The organism is Kribbella sp. NPDC104218 (assembly GCF_055584105.1).
On the sequence record NZ_JBVJMQ010000001.1, the window covers coordinates 2119968 to 2142800 of the forward strand.

Here is a 22833-nt window from a genome sequence, read left to right on the forward strand (position 1 = left end):
CTCCGCGCTACCGTGCGAACCCCCGCGCTACCGCGCGGAACTGCGCGCTACCGCCCGCGGCGGTCCCGCACCGCCACGCCGCGTGTGCCGCCGCGCCGGCGGTCGGATCGAGTGCTTGATCAGTACTGCCAGGTCTTTCCCGTACCGCGGTACTGCTCAACCGGGATGGGGTGTGTCCCGTCGCGCATGCGGTCGATGTAGAGATGACCATGCAGATGGTCCACCTCGTGTGCGACAAGTCGGGCTACAGCGCGTTCGAAGACGGTGATCTTCTTGTTCCCGTCGATCGTGGTGTGCTCGACATGAATCACGTGCGAACGAGGCACCTGGCCGCGAACGTCGAAGAAGGAGAGGCAGCCCTCGTACTGTTCGTCGGCGTCCCCGGCCTCTTCGATGATGCTCGGGTTGAACAGAGTGATCGCTTCGCCATCGGGGGTACGGACAATCGCGGCAGCTCGGTCGATACCGATCTGTGGCGCAGCGACACCCATACCCTTACCGAACGTATGAGCCTGAGCCACACGTTCGGCCGCCGAGTTGAGCTCGGTGATGACGCGACGAGCATCGTCAGCCTCGGCCGGCAGGTCGAAAGGCCGCGCGATCCGCCGGAGGGCTGGATCGGGGTCCTGGACGATGCCGAGGGCAGACATGGTCTCGCTCGGTCGAGGCGGCGTCCCGTCGCCTGCCGTGGCCCTGGCACGGAAATCCCATTCGAGCCGGTAGCGGGCGTGCAATGCCGGGTCTTCACAGGACCAGGAGAAGATGTGTCGATCGCCGGTGTCGTCGCGGCCGATCGCGGTGGCGAACGGCATGGCCTGGGCGGTCATGGAGGTGTGCAAGCCCCAGACCTGTACGCCGAGATCGGCGGGGAAATCCAGGCACACCGACAGCGTGCGGGTCGGCAGCCGGACAGCACGCTGGAACCAGTTGCCCCAGTGGGCCTCGCTGACGGTGTACTCGTACTCGATCCAGCACGATTCGCCGGGGTACAGGGGGAAGTGGCCGCTGTCACCTGAGAAGAGCAGCCAGACCTCTTTGAATGCGTCGCGATCGTGGTGCGCAATCCAGTTCATCGAGTCGCGGCGCTCTCGGCCGTGCCAGGCGCTGAGTCCGATCTCCTCCCAGGTGAGGGGGCTCTCGCTGTAGAGCTGGTTGGAGCGTTCCGGGTCGCCGGGGTAGCGGTCGACGGAGATCCGGATCAGATAGCGACTGATCGGTTCGCTGCCCTGATTCACCAATCGCCGGCGTTGAGTCAGTCGGTAGGTGCCGTCGGCGTAACGCAGTGTCGCGTCGTCGTGGTCAACGACCAGAATCCCGGAGCCGGTCGGCTCCGCAGCTTCGGAGGGGACCTGCGGACGAACTCGGGCTGGACGGGTGGACTCGTAGTCGCGGAACGCGGCACGTAGGGCGCCCCCGGCGCGCAGGACAGCCTCGGCCTGCGCGGCGAAGGCCTCCGACGGCCGTTCCGCACCTGACTCGACCTTCGACACGTACGAGCGGTCGTATCCCATCGCTTTGGCCAAGGTGGCGCGGGAATGGCCGCGGACATCGCGCCATCGCTTGAGCTCGGCTGCGAAAACGTTCATGTCGGTCCCCGCCGTCTCGATCGCGCCGGTGGTCATCGCTCGTCCTCCCACAGGTTCGGGACCGTGAGTGTGCGTGAGCGCACCGTGAGTCCTGACTCAGCCTAGTTGCCCAACCCCTCGCAGGGCTGTCCTTGAGTCGTCCAGCGTGCCGCCGCTGCTGTCATGAAGCGCGGGTCCGGTGCGATTGCCCACGACCGAGGTGAGCCCATGAATGTGTCACGACTCGATGGCCCGGCGACTGGTCTGCCTGCCAGCGGGGGCGCGTCCGAGTTACGGAATTTTGCGCACGAGTACAAATCGGACGCCGCTTATCTGGATCTGGCCGCCAATACGCACGGCGCGGAGAAAGGCGCGTTGATGTATCGCGCCCTCGGTCGAGTCGCCGGCCCCGAGCCCAGGATCGTCGAGATCGGGCCAGGTGGCGGAGCCGCGGTGTCTTTCCTCGCCGCACAACTCGCCGCCGAACGGCGCGCCGGCCTTGATCGTGATGTGCACCTTTCGCTGATCGAGGCGCCGGGAGTCACCTCGCACTCGCTCTCAGCTGCCGCGGCTGAGTTCGGCCAGATCGGACGATGCCAGCTGCGGCACGGGTTCGCGCAGGACATCGGGACGCTGCTGGCGGAGCCGGTCGACGTCATCAGTGCATCGGCGCTGCTGCATGAGGTCTACTCGTACGGCGGCGGCTACGCGGGCTTGCACGCCATGATGCGCACGTTGCCGACGGTGCTGAATCCCGGCGGATACTTCGCCTACCGCGACGTCTACGCAGTCGACGGTCCGTCCTTGCACGAGCGGATCGTCCAGTCCTATAACTCGCCGGCGTGGCTGACGTTCCTGCGACTCTTCACGCCGCAGTACCTTGCCCACGGAATCCACCCCTATCACCGCGATGGGGACGAGTTGGTGGCTCGCCAGAACTCCCGGATCGTGCCGCCTGCTGAGCTCGACGCGGCGACCTGTGCGGTCCTGACGGCGCCGGCCGGGCTGTTGCGCGAGATCCAGCGCCACTACCTCACCTTCCGCGACCATGTCTGGCGATCCGGTGCTCTTGGGTTCACCCCGGAGCTGGACGACGAACTCGCGGCAGACTGGATCGACTTTCGGGGCGGCCACAAGAGAGTCCACTACCGGGTCGGCAACGAGGTGCCGTGGGTCTCGGCCGGCCAGCGATTGATGATGGCGGCCCTGAGTGAGCCCTATGCGGGTCACCGTACGATCGACAGCGATATTTTCGACACCGTCACCGACGTCGCGCTGCTGGCATTCCTGAACGCTGCCGAGTCAAATGATCCGGACTGTCGTCAGGTCTGGGAATCGTGGCTGCTGCGAGAGGGACGAGAGACCTACGCCTATCTGACCCTCGATCAGTTGCTCGCCGCTTTCGCGGTTCACTCGGCCGAGGCCGGTACCGATACAGTGTTGATGCCGGTCCGGGCTGATGACATCAGCCGCGTGGAACGGCACTACTACAACCGGTTCCTGACCAAACAGCTGCCGAACCCATTGCGCGACGCCAAACAGCTCGTACTGTTCCAGAACATCCCGCGCAGCGACACTGGCACCTTACGGCAGGCATTCGACGCTTTGTCCGACCACTGCGGAAAGACAGCGTTGGCCTGCATTTACGCAGCGATCAACCAGGGAGACTACAAACACGATGGCACTGATAGAAGTCGAACGTAAACGGCAGTTGGATGATGCTGACGCGCTTCGCGGTCAGCTGTCCGACGCCGGGTACGACGAGGTGGGTACCAGCACCGAAGTCGACACCTACTACAGCCGGCCCGATGTGGACTTCCTTGTCACCGTTGAGTGTCTGCGAATCCGGCGTCGCGATGAGTTCGCCGAGGTCACGTACAAACCGGCGTCCGATGCAACCACGCACGGTTCGGATGGTGTGATTGCCAAGCCCGAAACCAATGTGATCCTGGCCGGGCCTGAGCAGGCCGTGGCGGCCGGGGCGCTGTTGGACGCGTTGGGCATGGTCGAGCTGTGTCGAGTCGAGAAGACCCGCACGAGCTATCGGGCTCACGGCTTGGACGGGGTCACGGTGGTCATCGATCACATCGCCGGGGTCGGAGCGTTTGTCGAGACCGAAGTCATGGCCGAGGAGCCGCGGGCGGCGGCGTCGTTGCTCGACGGGCTCGAGGAGCGGCTCGGGTTGAGCGGGCTTCCTGTGGTGAGCCTGCCCTATCGCGACCTCGTGCTCCGGCAGGGGGCGGTCGGGTAGTTCTTCAGGCGGAAGGGGCTCCAGGCTGGGGCGGGTGCCTGGAGCCCCTTCGGGGGGTGGGGTTACTTGGCCTGGTTGAGGCTGTTGCTGATGCCCTGGTCGAAGTCTTCGGCGTTCTTCTTGATGGAGTTGAACATCTCGCGGAAGTCTTCGATGCCCTTGACGGCGGCCTTGAGGCTGGTGTCGAAGTTGTTGTAGGTGTTGCGGATGACCTCGGAGGACTGTTTGAAGACGAGGCCGTCCTCGACCAGGGTGTTGACCCGGGTGCGGAGGTTCTCGACCAGGGGGACGATCTGGTCGTGGGCGTTCTTCATCACGTTGGTGACATCGACGATCTTGCCGTAGTCGAGGTTGATGCCGTCGTACGCCATTGCGGGTGTTCCTTTCGGTGGGCGTTCCGCTCGGTCTAGACGCCGATCGGGTAGGGGTAGTAGTCGTAGTCGTCCTCGGGTTTCGGCTTCTCGACCCAGTCGGCGGCGGTGCCGTCCTCGTTGTCGGGGCCCCGGGTGTACTCGGTGACCTCGCCGTCGGAGTCCGTGGTGGTCTTGGTGCCGCTGCCGTCGCCGCTCAGGTTGGTCACCGTGACGTCCTTCTTGCCTTCGGAGTCGGTGCTGGTGGCGGTCGAGGTGCTGCTGCCGTCGCCGTTCAGCTTGGTCTCGTCGTGGACCGTGCTGCCGTCGGGGTAGGTGCTGTCGGTGATCATCGTGTGCTTGTCGTCGCTGTACGTCGTCACCGAGTGGTAGGTCTTGCCGTCGTAGGTGACCGTGGTCTCTTCCTTGATCACATTGCCCTGGTCGTCCAGGGTCAGATGCGTCTGGATGTTGCCGCGGTCGGTGGTGATGGTCTGGTCCAGCGGGGCGGCGCCGGGGTCGGTGGCGCTGCAGAAGTCCGGGGCCTCGGTACCGGCCGGCAGGTTCTCGCACTCGCCCTTGTGGGCCTGGTAGTAGTCCCACTGCGACTTGTCGCGCTGCCAGTTCGACAGGGCCAGGTTGCTGTTGGTGACGTTCATGCCCTGGGCGATCTCGGCGTCGAACTGCAGGAACGCCTCACCGACCGACCCGAACGAGCCGGCGAGCTTCTTCAGCCCGTCCTCGGCCTTGGTCATCGTGCCCTGGGCGTTGGTGTGCAGCGACGAGATGGCGTAGTAGATCGAGCTGCTGCCGAGGACGTCGGAGCTGTCGGAGTTCGCCAGCGTGCTGAACAGGCTGTCGTTCAGCGTCGGCTTGATGTTCCCCGCGAGGTCCTCGAGGTCCTTCTTGGCGTCGTTGAGCAGGTTGTAGTTCATCTTGAGTTTGTCGGGCACCCAAACCCCTCCCTGACACGCTGGCTCGGCCTGGCCTACGTACTGACCACGCCGGAACCGCCTCCCGGGTTCACTCCGATTTCGGAATGAACTCCACGACTCCCTCGCGCGTGGTCAGTACGAGGGGCTGACCGAGCGTGAGGAGGGGACGAATGCCACGGCCGGGCGACTGGGACGCGATCGGACTGGGCAGCGACCCCACACCCGGTGAGCCCGAGACGATCGGTCAGCTGGCCGAGGTGCTGCAGAAGATCGGCGGCAAGGCCCGCGAGATCATGACCGCGGTCGACTCGGTGATGAACACCAACAACGACAGCGTGTTCGTCGGCGCCACCGCGGATGCCCTGCGCGGCAAGGTCGACGGCCGCCTGAAAGGCCACGTCGAGGACGTCGCCAACGCCTTCGAGACCGCTGCCACCGCCCTGCGCGAGTGGCGGACGGCGGTCGAGGGCTACCAGCGGACGGCGGACGCCGCGCTGAGCGCCGGTCGTGGCCTGGCCGAGGACGACCCGGAGCGGGAGCGCCAGAAGGGCGTCGCCGAGCAGGCCGGCCGGGACCAGTCGGACGCCGCGAGCGGCTACGCCGGCCGGATCAACGGCGTCTCGAACATCCAGCTGCCGATCTCGGAGTGCGAGGCCTTCTGGGAGGCCTTCAAGTGGCTGGCGATCATCCTGATCATCCCGGCGCTGATCTTCGGCGGCCCGATCGCGCTGATCGCGCTCGGCGTGAACCTGGCGCTGTTCATCAAGACGATCGTGGACGTCGCCAACGGCGACGCCAGCTTCCTGGACCTGTTCCTGGCCGGGCTCGGCCTGATCGCGCCGACCACCAAGGCGCTGCCGATCTTCTCCATCATCAAGGGCGTCGCGGGCGGCATCGCGGCCGGTGTGAAGGGGATCGCGCAGACCTTCCGGAACATCTTCAGCAAGAACTTCCTGATGTCGGGCCTGACCGGCCTGCGCGGGCTCGGCAGTCTGGTCAACCTCTCGATCCGCGAGACCGGCCTGTTCGTGATCAAGAACCTGCGCAACTTCCCGGTCAACGCGGCCAGTTTCGTGAACAACTTCGGCACCATCGCCCTCGGCGCGTTCAGCAAGATCTCGCTCACCTTCCAGGCCGGGATGTCCGCGATCGGCCGCGGTTTCGTGAACTTCGGCAAGGGCATCGGCACCGTCTTCACCGGCACCAAGCAGTTCGTCGGCGCGCATTTCGGCAACCTGCAGTGGACCCGGATCTTCCTGCCGGTCGCGGCCAACGACATCCGCGCCTTCCAGGCGATGGGGATGGGCAACTGGGCCTCGTTCACCCAGGCGCTGAAGGTCGGCGTGATCGGCCGCGGCGTCTTCGCCCAGAACGTGTACGGGATGCCGACGATGGCGGCGATCGGCCGCGGGATCAGCGCGGCCCCGATCCACACCGGCAACCTCTCGTTCGTCGACAATCTGAAGACCTTCTTCAACGAGGCGATGGACCCGCCGAAGCTGGTGCCCGCCGTCCACATCAACAACTTCGGCCTGGCCACGGACTCCGGGTTCGGCGCGGGTAAGGCGTTCACCGCGATCGACGAGATCAACCTCGCGCCGATGACGCCGATGCCGCCGACGAACGTCGGGGTCAGCGCGATCAACCCGCCGACCGTGCAGACCGCCGGCGGCCTGCACGTGCCGGTCACCGCGAACGTCGGCAACGTGTCGACCAACGTCAGCTCACTGCACGTCGGTACGCCGTCCCTGGGGAACGTCGGCAACGTCTCGACGAACCTGCCCGCGATGCACGCCGGGACGCCGTCCGTCGGGAACCTCACGACGAACATCTCCGGCCTGCACACCGGCTCGCCGACGGTGAACGGCGTGAACGGGATCGAGGGCCTCGTCCAGGGGATGCCGAACGGCCACCAGGTCGCGCTCCCGGCGCTGCCGACCAACGGGCTGACGCACGGCGCGACCGGCGCAGGCACGGGGAACTTCGGGCACCTGACCGGGAACGCGAACGTCGCCCAGCCGAATGTGAACGTCAGCTCGCTGCACGTCTCGGCCCCGGCGTCCAACGGCATCGGCGACCTGGTCAACTCCGGCATCCGGAACAACACCCCCACGGTCTCGCCGAACTTCGGCGCGACGATCGGGGACGGCGCCGGGCACGGTTTCCAGGCGCAGCACATCCGGACGTCGATCGACGAGATCCTGCACACGCCGACCGCGACCAACGCGAACCTGACGTCGGTCACCCCGCCGGCCGTCGACCGCGTCAACACCGCGCTGAACCTGGTCCACGGCGGGCCGGAGATCAAGGTCGGCGCCGCGCCCCTGAAGGTCGACAACCCCAGCCTCGCCGGCGCCCAGAACCTCGCCTCCCCGCCACCCGCAGCGCACGTCCAGCCGGTCAACATGCCGCGCACCGACGTCCCCATCCAGACGAGCCTGATCCCGAACACTCCAGGCGGGGCGCCAGGGCACGTCGGCAGCATGCCGGGCTCGATCGGTTCGCCGGGCGTCGGCGGCCTCCCGGGCAACGTCTCGACCCCCGGGCTCGGTGGGCTGCCGGGCAACGTTCCGACGCCGGGCGTCGGGTCGCACGTGGGTATGCCGGGCGCGCCGGGGCAGCTCGGGACGCCGGGCAATGTCGGGACGCCGGGTGGCGGGCACTCGTTCGCGCTCGGGAAGTCCGAGATCCCGCTGACCGGGCTGGACGGGCACCCGGGCGCGGTGATCAAGGTGGAGCGGTTCGACGGCGGGATGACGCAGTTCAACCTGCACGGCGGCGGCCCGAACGGCCGGCTCGACGTCTTGAACGGCGGCGGGGTGCGGTTCACCGACACCTCGACCGGCGCCACCACCCGGTTCGGCAGCGACGGCACCGTCATCGAGAACGGCATCCGGCTGACCAAGACGGACGGCGTCCTCCGCCCCAACGACCTGGTCCTGATCAAGGGCTCGGACGGCGGGTTCCGCGTCACCGGCCTGGACGGCAAACTCGTCCCGGACCAGCTGACCGTCCGCGGCCTGGACACCGGCGGCGTCCAGATCCTCGGTAAGGACGGCGCCTCCTGGAACTACGGCGCGACCGGCAAACTCGAGGGCCAGAACATCACCGCCGCCTGGGACAGCGACGTCGCGGCCAAGGCCGGCGTCTTCCGCAAAGCCGGCGACACCGACGCGATGGTCGACGCCAAGATGGACGACTTCCGCTCGGTCCAGAACGCCCAGAAGAACCTCGACATCGCCAACGAGAACGTGGCGATCCACGGTCAGCGCGCCGACGGTCCGTCGACCGCGCCGTCGGTCGGCGAGCAGGTCCACATCGACCTGCGCGGTGCGCAGAACGATCTGGCCAATGCGAAGCAGACGTTCGAGACCAAACACGGCGTCAACCCGGACGGGATCCAGCAGCAGCTCGACGACCTGCTGGCCGGCTCGCTCAAGGAGCGCCCGCGACTGCCCGGCGGCGCGCGGACGCAGACCTTCGAGCTGCCCGGCGGCAGCGGCGTCAAGTTCGATGTTGCCGACGGCAAGCGAATCACCATCCACAGCGACGGTTACGGCTCCGAGGTGGTCGGCAACACCGTCAAGATCACGCAGCACTCGACCGGCCACTCCTGGACGTACAGCGTCGGCTTCGGCAACCGCGTCAACCACATCGGGGAGTCGTTCCCGCTGAACGGCGGCCTGTTCGACGGCAAGCCGGTGTCGCTCCAGGGCACGCTCGGCCAGTTCGACCGCGGCGGCCTGGTCAGCGACGGCAAGGCGTTCCCGGTCAAGGTCACCGACGACACGATCACCGTCGGCTCGCCGCAGGGCCCGCTCAGCTACGACCGCAACGGCGTCTTCACCGGCGCCGGCGCCAACGAGGCCGGTCACCTGCCGAAGCCGACGCCGCCCGCGCACCTGCTCGACGACCCGGGCGCGCTGGCCCGCTGGCAGTCGCAGGTCGACCTGTCCCGTACGCACCTGACCGTGGCCGCGTCGGACAAGGCCGTCTCGAACCTGATGAAGGACGTCATGGGCGGCTCCTTCACCTCCAAGCGCGGTTACGACGGGTACGTGAACCCGACCGCGCTCGGCGACGGCACCCTGGTCGGTAAGGCGCGGCAGTTCGACACGATCACCCAGGACCTGCTGTTCAAGGGCCCGGCCGACGACATCACCGTGTACCGCGGCGTGAACATGGACCCGCGCGCGGCCGCGGCCAACAACTTCACCGAGCGGCTGCCGATCTCCACCTCGACGTCGATGAAGTTCCAGGACGACTGGGCCAAGAACGGCGTCCTGTCGAACCGGGTCGTGTTCGAGATCGACGTCCCGGCGAACCACGGCAAGCTCGCGATGTCCTATCCCGACGGCTACAAGCCGGGCGGCAGCGAGGCCCGGGCCTGGAACCAGGACCAGTCCGAGTTCACGCTGGCGCCGACCACACTCACCCGGACCGGCAAGCCGGACCGCTTCGAGAACGGGCTGCGGATCATCTCGGTCAAGGCCGACCAGATCCCGGCGTCCCGGCTCGAGTCGCTGATCACCGAACAGTGGAAGGGGCTGGACTCGGCGACCGCGTTCGACGATTTCGCGAAGTCGTTCAGCCAGTCGAACCTGCGCAACTTCGAGGGTTTCGACGACGCGATCACCCGCTCGACGACCAGCACCGACAAGATGCTGCACACCATCCACGTCCAGCGGCCGGGGTTCAGCGACGAGTTGACGATCACCGTGATGCGCAACGAGCAGGCCGATTCGGTCCGCGTCTCGATGGTGACCGATGGCAAGACGGTCTTCAACCAGACCTGGTCGAAGACCGATTTCCGCAACCTGGCCACGGATCTCCGCGGCAACGTGCTCTTCAACAACGAGCAGTTCACCAACCTGGCCAAGCCCGCCGAGTGGACCAAGGCGCGCCCGACCGGCCAGCAGATCGCCGATGCCTGGGACGCCGACAGCCTGGCCCGGACGAACGTGTTCCGGCAGCCCGGCGACGCCGATTCTCTCGTGAACCAGCGGGCCAACGACTTCGTCGCCGTCCAGAAGGCGCAGAACGACCTCGGCAAGGCGCTCGACAACTTCACCATCAACGGCAACCGGATCGAGGGCCCGTCGTCCGGGATGTCGATCGGCGACCAGGCCCGGGTCAGCCTGCAGCACGCGCAGGGCGAGTTCACGAAGGTCAAGGAGATCTTCGAGTCCAAGTACCCGGGGATGAATGTCGAGAGCGTCCAGCACCAGCTCGACGAGCTGCTGGTCGACTCGCTCCGCGACCGGCCGCGTTTGGTTGCCGGCGGCATCCAGCCGCGACCGGCGGCGATCCCGGACGGTAACGCGTTCTTCAAGGTGGACGACGGCGTCGTCACGTTCAGCGGCCCGAACGCGAACGCCTTCAGCAGCAGCTTCGACGGCCCGACGCTGAAGATCACCGAGACCGCCTTCGACGGGAACGTCACCCGCCAGCTCGAGTTCTCGATCAATCGGCGGACCAACATGCCGATCCTGAACCGAGACGAGTTCACGCTCACCGGCGGCCCGTTCCAGGGGCAGCGGATCGGCGCCGAGATCGAGGTCGGCCTGCCCGGGGCCTCGATCCTGGACGACGGCGCCGGTGGTCGCGTCCCGGTGCAGTACCTGTCCGGCGAGTTCCACGTCCCGTCGACGCTCGGCCCGGCGAAGTACACCCGGCAAGGCGATTTCATCGGCATCGGCAGCACCCGAACCGATCACCTGCCGCCGGTGACCCCGCCGGCCGGCCTGCTCGGCGACGACCTGGCCCGCTGGACCGCGCAGGCCGAGATCTCCCGCACGCACCTGACCGCCGCCAACCAGCTGGACGACGTCGGCGACATGATGCAGTCGGTTGCCGAGGGCGCCTTCACGTCCAAGCGCGGGTACGGCGGTTACGTCGACGACGCGTTCCACACCGGTTCGCTCGAGGAGCAGGTACTCGAGTTCAACACCGTCGCGAACTCGCTGCTCGTCGACGGCAAGATTGGTAAGACGACCGTCTACCGCGGTGTCGCGATGGACAAGGCGGCGGCGCAGTCCGATGTGTTCATCGAGCGGCTGCCGGTCTCGACGTCGAGTGAGTGGAAGTTCCAGCCCGAGTGGGCCAAGGGCGCGGACTTCGACAAGCGGGTCGTGTTCAAGATCGACGTCCCGGAGACGCACGGCAAGCTGGCGATGGCGTACCCGGACGACTACGTGCGGGGCGCCAATGATGCGCTGCCGAAGAACCAGGGCCAGTTCGAGGTGACGCTGTCGCCGACGATCCTGGAGCGGACCGGGCCGTCGTTCCAGCAGGACGGACTGACCGTCATCCCGGTCCGCGCCAAGCAGATGACCGACGAGCAGATCGGTCACTACCTGACCGAGCGCTGGTCCGGGCTGGACTCCGCCGATGCGTTCGACGACTTCGGCAAGGCGTTGAACCAGGGTTCGCTGCAGAAGTTCCCGGGGATGTCGGACATCACCGCGACCTCGACGAAATCCGCCGACAACCTGGTCAACGAGATCACCGTCAGCAAGGTCGGGTTCGAGGGCAACGACCTCAAGATCACCGTCACCCGCAACGTGGATGCCGATTCCGTCACGGTCAAGGCGACGGCGGACGGCCGGAGCACGTTCAACCACACCTGGAGCCGCGAGCAGTTCGCGAATATCGCGACCGACCTCAAGGCCGGGACGCTGCACGACAACGACCTGTTCGTCTCGATGTCGAAGCCGGCCGACTGGGCCTCGAAGGGTAAGTCCTTCAGCCCGCAGTGGGACGCCGATCTGGCCGCCCGCAGCCAGGTCTTCACCCGGGCCGGCGACACCGACGCGATCGTCAGCGGCCGGATGGAGGACTTCGCTCGCATCCAGCAGTCCCAGCAGAACCTCACCGCCGCGACCCGCAACGTCGAGCTGCACGGCGGCCGGCTGGACGGCGACTCGAACGGCCCGTCGATCGGTGACCAGGTCCGCATGGATCTCGACTCCGCACACGCCGACTTCGACGGGGCCCGGGCGGCGTTCAAGCGCAAACACTCGATGGAGTTCGAGCAGGTTCAGACCGATCTCAACGCGATCAAGCGGATGCGGCTGGACGGCACCGACGGCTCCGGCCGGTTGCCCGGCTCCGGCCGCCTGTACGACGTCCCTGGCGGAAACGTGTCCTTCCAGGTCGAGAACGGCCTGGTCAGCTTCGCCGGGAACCAGGCGGACCTGTTCCGCGGCGCGGTGAACGGCCGCGAGGTGACCATCACCCGCGTGGTCGACGGCCTCGCCGGTGACAGCTGGACCTTCCGGATGGGCTTCGGCCGCCCGAACCTGATCGGCCGGACGATGACGCTCACCGACGGCCCGCTGGCCGGCGAGCTGGTCACCCTGCGCGGGATGGCCGGCCAGCTCGACGGCTCGCTCGGGGACGCCGGGGTCTGGCCGCGCCAGCTCTCCGGCGACAACCTGTACGTCGCATCGCCGTCCGGTCCGCTGCATTACACGCGGGACGGCGGCTTCGTCGGCCCGGTGCAGACCGCGACCCGCGACCTCGGCCCGGCGACCCCGCCGCCGCATCTGCTCAACGACCCGGACGGCCTGGCCCGCTGGACCGCGCAGGTCGACTCGTCGCGCACCCATCTCGACGCCGCGCTGAACACCAAGGCCGTCGAGAACCTGATGAAGGACGTGATGGGCGGCGCCTACACGTCCAAGCGCGGCTACGAGGGTTTCGTGAAACCCGCCGCGCTCACCGACGGCACGCTCGCCGCCAAGGTGAACGACTTCAACACCATCACCAAGGACCTGCTGCTGAAGGGCCCGGACGAGCGGACGACGCTCTACCGCGGCGTCTCGATGGATCCGCACGCCGCCCAGGCCGACGAGTTCGTCGACCGGCTGCCGAGCTCGACCTCGAACAACCTCGGCTTCCAGGAGGAGTGGGCCAAGAACGGCGTCGCCAGCAACCGGTTCGTGTTCGAGATCGACGTCCCGGCCGGGCACGGGAAGCTGTCGATGGCCTACCCGAAGGGGTACGACGCCGGCGAGGGCGCGGCCAAGGCCTGGAACCAGAGCCAGTGGGAGGTCACGCTCGCGCCGACCGTGCTGAAGCGCACCGGGCCGGACCGGATCGAGGACGGGATGACGATCATCCCGGTCCGCGCCGAGCAGATCCCGCCGGGTCAGATCGCGGACGCGCTGAACGCCAAGTGGCCGGGGATGAACCTGAACACGGCGTACGACGATTTCGTCCGCGCCTTCGACAACGGCTCGGTCAACCGCTGGGAGGGCTTCGACAACGTCGCCGTCTCGACGACGAAGAGCGCCGATGGCAACCTGACCACGCTCACGGTCAGCAAGCCCGGGTATGGCGATCAGCTGACGATCCAGGTCAGCAAGGACGTCGACGCCGGGACGGTCTCGGTCAAGATCGACGGCGGCGACGCGGCGTTCAGCAAGGGCCCCTGGAAGGGCACCGACCTGACCGACCTGGCCGCCCAGCTGCGCGGCAACGTCCTGCACGACAGCGATCTGTTCCTGCAGCTGCCCAAGCCGTCGTCGTGGGACGTCAAACCCTCGGCAGGTAAGCAGATCGCGGCCGCCTGGGACGCCGACAGCGCGGCCCGGCTCAACGTCTTCCGCGGCCCGGGCGAATCCGACGCGATCGCCCTGCAGAAGGCCAACGACTTCACCTCCGTCCAGAAGGCGCAGGCGAGACTCGACTTCCAGCTCGAGAACCTGACCCGCAACGGCGGCCGCCTCGACGGCTCGTCGCGCGGGGTCTCGGTCGGCGATCAGGCCCGCGTCAACCTGACCCACGCGCAGGGCGAGTTCACGAAGGTCAAGGAGATCTTCGAGGCGAAGTACCCGGGGATGAACGTCGAGAGCGTGCAGCACCAGCTCGACGAGCTGCTTGACGCGTCGCTGAAGAACCGCCCGCGCCTGGTCGCCGGGATGGACGGCCGCGCGACGGACGACGCCGTACCGCCGCCCACCCACGCGGCCCCGCCGCCCCCACCGCCGCCGCCCACGCAGGCGGTCCCGCCGCCTCCGCCCCCACCGCCGCACACGGCCCCGGTGCCGCCGCCTCCGCCACCCGCGCTGGCCAACCAGGCCGGTACGGCGCCTGCGCCCGCTCCGGTCCGCCCGCAGCGGGCCGTCGCGCCGGACTTCCGCAAGGAGTTCGAGGGGCCATCCTTCGGGCACGAGAGCGAGCTCGGCGGCTTCGTGGTCGCGATGCCGGAAGGCACCAACCGGGCGTTCGCGTTCGTGAAGAACCTGGAGACCGACGAGGCCCTCGTCATGGTCACCAAGGACATGAGCAACGGCATCTACCGCAACCCGGGTGACCTGCCGATCGCGCGCAACGGCAACTGGACGACGCACACCGTCGAGCTGGTCAGCTACCCGTCGAAACTCGACGACCTCGGCGGCATCGCGCTCCGCGAGGACGCGACGCAGTTCCTGCTCGACACCTTCAAGACCCGCCTGATCGGCGCGAACCACCAGCCGATGGAGAGGATCGTCAGCGCGGACGGCCGGTTCGCGCTGGAGATCACCAACGGCCGGCACGCGATCGCCGGCGGCAGCGGTCTCGGCCTGGACGACGTCGGCTCGGTCACGATGCCGCGCGGCGGTCAGCAGCTCACAGTCGGCGTGAAGGCGACCGACTTCGGCAGCGGCGCCACGGACGAGCTGCGGGCACTGGAGAAGAACCCGTGGTTCAAGCCGGAGTTCGGCGGCGATGACGCCGTCCGCGGGCTCGACCACAGTCAGCTCGACAACCCGGCCCAGGTGGAGTCGGCGTACACGTACCTGAAGTCGATCATCAACTTCACCTCCAAGCAGGTCGACAAACACGGCATCCCGATCGGTAACCACGCGGGCGCGGCGCCGTACCGCGGGCTGACCGACCCGGCCGTCAAGAACGACTGGGTCGTGCTGCCGCGGACCAAGCCGAGCCTGCTGCTGGAGTCGCTCACGGATCTGGACCGCGCCGCGACGCTGAAGCTGCTGCGCGAGATGGAGCCGATCGGCAACCCGGCGATCTGGAACGAGTCGAAGCTCTACATCCTCGGCGGCGGTGAGGTGGCCGGGCACGGGATCAACAGCGCGGTGATCGCCGGCGAGAAGGCGATGCTGTTCGAGTTCCGCTCGGTGCCGGAGCAGCTCAAACACCTGGTGCCGAACCAGAAGGCGCCGACCGTCACGGTGACTGACGCGCTCGCGCAGCTCGGTGTCGGCGACAGCCGCAAGCTCGGCGTCCAGCACATCAACAATTTCGTCGGGGACGCCGACAACGGCAAGTCGTTCGCCACCTGGTTCCGCGAGCAGAACACGCAACACCTGGGCAAGACCGACGACCGGATCATCAGCATGGCCTCGGCGAAGGTCAAGGCCGACTGGATCGCGGGCCACCACCCCGGTGCATGGGATTCGATCGTCGCCGGCCAGCAGCCGATCGTCGTCCGCCCGGTGCTGATGCCGACGATCCAGACGCATCCGGTGACCGGCGCCTTCGACAACCATGTCGTCGTCCGGCCCGAGGGCGGCACGGCGCACGTCACCGGCCCGAACGCCCAGGCCATCACAATGCACGATTTCGGCGACGACGGCTTCCGTTTAGTCGGGCCCGACGGCCGGACGCAACGTTATGATGGCGCCGGCGTCCAGCTTGGTGACGGCATCCGTCTGCAGGATCCGAGCGGCACCCGGTTCACCGAGGGCGGCCAGATCGTCGACTTGCACGGGACGCCGGTCCCGAACGCCGTCGTGCAGCAGCTCGACAACGGGATCGCGGTCATCGAGGGCCGCGTCGGCCGCGGGTTCGATGCGAACGGCGTCCACATCGACAACCGCATCCAGCTCCAGGGCCAATTCGGTGACCGTTGGGTCGTCCAGCCGCTGAATGGTCGTCCGCATGTGGCCGGGCCGGACCAGCCGATGTTCACCGTCTTCGAAACCAATGGCGGCGGCTTCCGGGTCCTCGGCCCGCAGGGCCAGACGCACTTGTACGCCGCGGGTGGCGCTCACCTCGGCGGCGGCCGGGTGCTGTCCGACACGGTCTACCCGCGCGGCAGCCTGTTCACCGCGCCGGACGGCGCCGGTGGGCTGCGCGCCGTCGACGTCCATGGGACGCCGGTGCCGAACCACCGGGTCGTCGACCTCGGGAACGGGCAGTTCCAGCTGTTCGACGACTCGACCGGGACCGTGCGCTGGTTCGACCAGAACGGCGGCGGGCGGGCGCACGGTATTCAGGTCACGGATCCGGTCCACGCAGGGAACGACGTCTTCTTGTACCGGCCGCACGGCGGTCAGCCACAGCTCGTCGACAACACCGCGACCCGGCTCCCCGGCACGGTCGACCTGCAGACCGGCGGCTTCCGGATCACCGACGATCCGACCGGCGTCAGCCGGCACTTCGATGACTCCGGCACCTATCTGTCCCGGCACGTTCCGCTCCCGGACCCGGGGAACGCGGGTGTGCAGCGGTTCGTCGTCCACCAGGTCGACAACACCCTCACCCTGCAGAACGGCGGCGGCCGCAACGTCGAGCTGGCGCCCGGCGGCGGCTATCGAGTCGTTGACAATGGCAACTTCCAGCGGTTCGACACCGACGGCGTCTTCCAGGTGTTCGGCCGGGAGATCCAGCTGCCCGGTGAGACGGCCTGGCTGGAGATCGGCGGCGGGACCGCCCGCTGGCTGGACAACACCTACACGCCGGTCCAGGGCCGCACGGTCACGGTCAACGGCACCGAGATCACGGTCACCCGAGCCAACGGTCACGACGTCTTCGACCTGCAGGGCGCTCTGCTCCGCGAGGTCACCGACATCCCCGGCAACGGCGCGGCTCTCGGCGGGACGCGGATCACCCGCGACAACACCGGCGTCCATTGGACCGACAACGCCGGTACGCAGGTGCCGACGCCGCATACGGCGACGATCGACAACGCCGGGGTGATCCGGATCGAGATCAACACCCCCGGGCGGCCGCGGCACGGCGAGTACCACCAGTTCAACCGCGGCGGCGACATCACCGAGCAGGGCTTCCGCGTCGTCCGCGACAACCAGGCGACCGAGTTCAAGTACGTGGTGAACCGGACCGACAACACCTGGCAGCGGGTCCGCGACAACGGAACGCTCAGCGATCTCGGCTTCCACAAGGGCAAGGTCGACATCGTCGGCCTGGAGAACGGGCGGATCCGCCTGCAGAGCTCGACCGCGAAGGAGGTCGAGGTCTTCGAACGCCGCTGGTTGCAGGGCGGTGAGATCCTGGACAGCTTCCGGAAGACCGACACGTTGGGCTTCGGCCAGTACAACCGGCGGACGACGTGGGCGACGTACGACAACACCGGCGACCTGACCAACTGGGGCAAGCGGCACCACGCGACCGCCGGTAACGCCTGGCAGGACATCGACCACAACTGGCGGACGGTCCGCGACTACCAGCAGGGCCTGCAGAAGTACGACAACCCGATCGCCGACCAGCTCGGCCCGCTGGGCAAGGCCGAGGAGAAGATCACCGGCCATGTGCTTGCCATTCGCAACGGTGACAGCTGGACCTGGCATCGCTACCAGGCCGACTTCCTGCATGTTGCCCAGGGCAACCGCACCTTGGAGCGCGTCGGCGAAGGCTGGACCGACACCGTGCGCGTCATGGAGAACGGGAACGAGGTCAGCCGGGTCGCGCAGCAGAAGTTCGGCACCTGGCACGGGCCTGACACCGCGCGTCAGTACAAGGAGTTCACCCTCGAGCCGGGCGCGACGCATCCGACGCGAGACGGCTCGTTCGAGGTGCTGTCGCCGCAGCTGAAGCCGGTCGGCAAGGGCGAGCTGCTGCCCGACAAGACGACGCTGCTCACCTCGACTCGGCAGGGCGATCAGCGGCCGCCGATCTGGGTCCGGCAGAACTTCCTGGACAACCCGCCGACCACCGGCAGCGTTGCGCATATCGCCAACGACAACCGGTTCCAGATCTTCCGCTGGGAGACCACCGGCGGGACGAACCCGGGCCGCGGCGTCCGGTACGTCGGCACCGACGAAGCGTTCGTCGACGTCGACATGAACGGCGCGTTCGTCCGCTCGAAGGGCAAGCTGCACGACGGGACCGAGCTGAAGGTCGGCGACCACGCGGAGCGGCCCGCGAACCAGTACCAGAACGCGACCACGCCCTGGGAGGCCGACGACGTCAAGGGCTGGCGGGTGCACAACGGCGACGACTGGCAGGACTTCACCGAGATCGACGGCCACGGCTGGCGGATGGTCCGGGAGAGCCAGCCGGGCGGCGTCGTCCGCGAGTACCCCGAGCACACCGACCTGCGGATCTGGGTGAACCGTGATGCCCACGGCAACGTCGTCGGGATGTCGCACAAGGTCGACAACGTGGGCGCGACCGGCGGCGGACACAAGTACGTCGTCGGCACCGGGCCGGCCGACTCGTCGACCTGGCGCTGGCACGAGCTGAACGACCAGGGCGTGGCGATCGCGGGCCGCAACGGCGAGCGCTTCCACTTCAAGGGCTCCCGGGACGAATCCATCAGCTGGGACAACTCGTTCCGCGACTTCGACAACGCGGGCAACCTGGTCCGCGACCGGCGGATGCTCGACGAGCGGCGCTTCATCGAGTCCTGGAACGACGGCAGCGGGTGGGTGTCGAAGGAGTTCGACAAACTCGGCGTCGAGGTCGTCGGATCCACGCAGCTGAACCGGCGCTGGCTCGCCGCCGACGGCACCTGGCAGCAGAACTGGACGCCGGGCTCGACGCACTTCCGCGACAGTACGCCGGGTGCGACACCGCAGATCGTTCGCGAGACGCCGGCTCATATCGGCGACGGCCGGCCGGCCCGCGTCCGCGAGTACACGTTGGATGCCAACGGGCACACGGATTTCAAGCAGTGGAAGGAGTTCGACTTCGACAAGGTCGTCCGCGAGCGGGCGGCGTCGGGGAACAACTACCTCGAGACCGACAAACTGCACGGCCAGTGGAAGCTCTACGACAACACCGGCCGGGTGATCGGCGAGCGGTCCGACAACGGCCTGGTCTTCGAGCTGCGCGGCGACCGGCTCACGCTGAGCGGGAACGAGTGGGACTTCCGCGGTCAGATGACCGAGTTCCGCGGCTGGAACTCGCGGCTCGGCGACCTGCAGCGGCAGCCGTGGCTGATGCAGTCGGACTGGTCGTTCACGAACAAGACGCTGATGCCGGGCGGCGACGCGCTGCTCCGCGAGGCGAACTACGCGTCGTTCTCGCGGCTGTTCTCGCAGAAGATGCTGCTCACGATCACGACCGAGTTCATCCTCGACTACGCGGCCAGCCTGATGATCATGGGCATCATCGCCGAGGCGCAGAACAAGCCGTTCTCCGGTAACGACGCGCTGAAGGCGCTCATGAACGCCGCGGTCGGCACCACGCTGCGGACGGTGGCCGGCGCCGCGCTGACCGAGGCCAAGCTCGGTGGCGCGATGCGCACCTTCAAGCAGAACATGGGCAACCTGGACGGCGGCTCGCTGATCACCAAGCGGCCGAACAACAACGGCTCGCAGTGGGGTGTCGAGTGGGCCGGTAACACCAGCCCGACCAAGTGGCGGGCCGGTACCTTCGACTACGGCTTCGGCATGCTGATGCTGCCGCTGACCGGTTTCGTCAACGGAACGATGAACGCCGCGATCTTCGGCGTCACCGGGCCGGACGGGAAGCCGGTCAAGCTGGAGGGCTGGCAGGCGGTCGCCGAGGGCGGCATGGCGGTGGTCTCCGGGTACGTGGCCGCGAACAGCATCGGCCTGTTGCGGACGGTCGGGATGAACTTCGCCGGCGGGCGCTTCTTCCAGAAGGGCGGGCTTGGCGAGATCGTGCTCACGATGCCGCTGCGGTTGTTCGAGAAGGGCCTGGGCAGCCTGCTGGTGCCCGCGCTGCGGCAGCAGTTCGACCCGGCCTGGTCGCGACCTGCGCCGACGCCGGTCCCGGCACCGCCGCCGCCCGCTCCGGTCGCGCCGCCTACGGTTACCTCAGGCGGCGTCATCCTGCCGCCTGGCGTCAGCTCTGTACCCTCCGTCTCCGGCACCCAAGGAGCACCGTGACAACTCGCTACGTGAGCCCGAAGGGGCGCGGCAGTTTCCGCCGGATCGGCGATGCCCTGCGGGCCGCCGGCCCCGGTGACGTGATCGTCGTGGCTGGTGGCGAGTACGCCGAGCAGCTGCGCCTCGATCGGTCGGTCGCGGTGGTTGCCGAGCCCGGCGGCGGGCAGGTCACGGTCACCGGCGTCCCGGGCGGGGAGCCGACGGTGGTTGCCGAGGGCCTCGAATGCACGGTCCGCGGGCTGACGATCAAGGCGCCGTCCGATGACAGCGGGGCGCCTGCGGTCGGGGTGGCCGGCGGCGCCGGGCTGATGATCGAGGACTGCACGGTCTCCGGCGGGCGGATCCATGCCCGCGGCAACGAAAACACCGGGCAGAGCTCGGATCTGGCCGGGTACGGCGTGACGACGTTGATGCTGCGCGGCTCCCGGCTGGAGCAGGGGCGGCTGGCGGCGATCCATCTGTCGGGGCGGGTCCAGGCCAAGATCGAGGACTCCGTGATCGAGACGATCGACGGGATCGGGGTCGTCCTGTCCGGACCGGCGTACCTGGACGCGTCGCGGCTCCGGCTGAACCAGACCTCCGGTTACGGGTTCCGGTTGCGGGGGACGAGCAAGTTGGTGGCGACCGACGGGACGATCCGGCAGACCGGCATGGCCGGCGTGCTGCTCGAAGACGGCTCGACGGCGACGCTGACCGACGTCCGGATCGAGAAGGCCGGTGGGCCGGGGGTGCACGCGACCGGGTCGGCGCGGAGTGAGCTGACCGACTGCCGGGTTCGCGAGGCGCGGGCCAGTGGGCTGGTTGCGCAGGACAGCGCTTCGTTGGTGGCTTCGGACTGCGCGATCACCGACGCAGGCGCGAACGGCTTGCTGGTCTCGGATTCGGCGACTGCGACCGTGACGGCGACGCGGTTCGATCGGCCGGCGTACAGCGCCGTCCATCTGACCGGGACGGCGAACGTGAAGCTGACCGACTGCCAGGTGCGGGAGGGCGTCGAGCATGGAATCCACGTCACCGCGTCGGCGAAGGTCGAGCTGATTCGGTGCGGGATTCAGGACGTCGGGCTGACCGGGCTGTCGGCGGTGGACGCCGCGACCGCGGACGCCGAGGACTGCCGGATCGTCGGCGGCGGGACCGGGATTCGGCTGGAGAGTACGACGGCGACCAACGTGCGGACGTCGTCCGTCACCGGGACGATCGGGACCGGCGTCGAGCTGGCGGGGCAGGGGCTGTCGAGTCTGGACGCCGTCCGGGTCAGCGGGACGAAGGCGGCCGGGATCGTGGTCGGGACCGGTGCTGCGGCGGCGATCGGCGCGAGCTCGATCGAAAACTGCGCCGGGTCGGGGCTGGTGATCTGGTCGGAGGCGACTCCGACGGTGACCGGTCTGCGGGTGCGGACGGTCGCGAAGAACGGGATCTACGTGGCCGAGAAGGCCGGTGGGACGTACACGGACTGCGATGTGACCGGGACGAAGTACCCGGCGCTGCATCTGGCGAAGGCCGCGGCGCCGACGTTCAAGCATCTGCGGATCCGGGACTGCGCGGAGCCGATCGGGCAGGAGGACGGCGCCGTCCCGGTGTTCGAGGACTGCACGGTCGACGGCGTCGCGATGGTCAAGGAGACGCCGGTCGCCGCGGCGGCGACGGTCGGGGGCGGGCCGACTCCGGACGTGAGTGTCCCGGGGACGCTCGACGAGAGCATGCCGCCGGACGACGAGACGCTCGAGGACGTGCTGGCCGAGCTCGAGGAGCAGGTCGGGCTGGATCGGGTGAAACACGACGTCCAGTCGATGGTGAAGCTGATGCAGACGGTCCGGATGCGTGAGGAGGCCGGGCTGCCGGCGCCGCCGCTCAGCCGGCATCTCGTCTTCGCGGGGAACCCGGGTACCGGTAAGACGACGGTCGCGCGGCTCTACGGACGGATCCTGAAGGCGCTCGGGCTGCTGCGGAAGGGCCACCTGGTCGAGGTCGACCGGACGGCGCTCGTCGGCGAGTACGTCGGTCACACCGGGCCCAAGACCCAGGCCGCGGTCACGCAGGCGCTGGGCGGCGTGCTGTTCATCGACGAGGCGTACTCGCTGGCGCCGATCGGGATCGGCAACGACTTCGGCGCCGAGGCGATCGCGACCCTGGTCAAGCTGATGGAGGACCACCGCAACGACCTGGTCGTGATCGTGGCCGGGTACGTCAACGACATGTCCCGTTTCATCGGCTCGAACCCAGGTCTGTCCTCGCGGTTCACCCGGACGCTGCAGTTCGAGGACTACACCGCGGCCGAGCTGGTCGCGATCGTCGAGCACCAGGCGCGCGGTCACCAGTACGAGCTGACCGGGGACGCGCGCGGTGCGCTGACCACGCTCTTCGAGCAGCTGCCGCGCGGTGAGGGGTTCGGCAACGGGCGCTCGGCGCGGCAGATCTTCCAGGCGATGACCGAGCGGCAGGCGCACCGGATGTCGGAGCTCGCGACGCCGACGTCCGCTCAGCTGGTCGCGTTGGAGGCTGCCGACCTGCCGGAGTCCTTCTAACAGCTGTTGGTGAGTTGTTCACGGAAGTTATTGTTCGGTATGGACAATATTTCCCGCCGTGGGTTGCTCACGGGTGCCGCAGCGGTCGTGGCCGCCGGCTCCCTGGGTGCGCCCACCGCCTCCGCCCGGAGCCTTGCCCTGCCCGCCACCAAGCGTTTCA

7 protein-coding genes are annotated in these 22833 nt (G+C 68.1%); 4 read left to right on the forward strand and 3 right to left on the reverse strand.

Features of this window, described 5'->3' with window-relative positions:
• Window positions 1-119: 119 nt before the first annotated feature.
• Complete coding sequence (locus tag ACZ6ZD_RS10170) at window positions 120-1622, reverse strand: peptide deformylase (RefSeq protein ID WP_465670359.1); 1503 nt, start codon at window positions 1620-1622, stop codon at window positions 120-122.
• Between the two features lie 171 nt (window positions 1623-1793).
• Here ACZ6ZD_RS10170 and ACZ6ZD_RS10175 point away from each other — a divergent pair, with 171 nt between their 5' ends.
• Window positions 1794-3269, forward strand: coding sequence for a class I SAM-dependent methyltransferase (locus ACZ6ZD_RS10175; RefSeq protein WP_465670361.1), 1476 nt, complete (start codon window positions 1794-1796; stop codon window positions 3267-3269).
• Entirely contained in the window at window positions 3244-3816 is a 573-nt protein-coding gene (cyaB, locus tag ACZ6ZD_RS10180; protein ID WP_465670363.1) for a class IV adenylate cyclase, read from the forward strand. The genes ACZ6ZD_RS10175 and cyaB overlap by 26 nt, the downstream gene beginning before the upstream one ends.
• Window positions 3817-3878: 62 nt before the next feature.
• On the opposite strand, the gene ACZ6ZD_RS10185 is transcribed toward cyaB, so the two are convergent.
• Window positions 3879-4187, reverse strand: coding sequence for a hypothetical protein (locus ACZ6ZD_RS10185; protein ID WP_171678164.1), 309 nt, complete (start codon window positions 4185-4187; stop codon window positions 3879-3881).
• A gap of 35 nt (window positions 4188-4222) precedes the next feature.
• Window positions 4223-5119: a hypothetical protein gene (locus tag ACZ6ZD_RS10190; protein ID WP_465670366.1), complete on the reverse strand. Its 897-nt coding sequence runs from the start codon at window positions 5117-5119 to the stop codon at window positions 4223-4225.
• A 152-nt stretch (window positions 5120-5271) separates the two neighbouring features.
• On the opposite strand from ACZ6ZD_RS10190, the gene ACZ6ZD_RS10195 reads away from it, so the two are divergent.
• Entirely contained in the window at window positions 5272-20148 is a 14877-nt protein-coding gene (locus ACZ6ZD_RS10195) for an actin cross-linking domain-containing toxin (protein ID WP_465670368.1), read from the forward strand.
• Window positions 20145-22673 (forward strand): right-handed parallel beta-helix repeat-containing protein, encoded by a 2529-nt coding sequence (locus ACZ6ZD_RS10200; protein ID WP_465670370.1) that lies wholly within the window; start codon window positions 20145-20147, stop codon window positions 22671-22673. The genes ACZ6ZD_RS10195 and ACZ6ZD_RS10200 overlap by 4 nt, the downstream gene beginning before the upstream one ends.
• Window positions 22674-22833 lie beyond the last annotated feature (160 nt).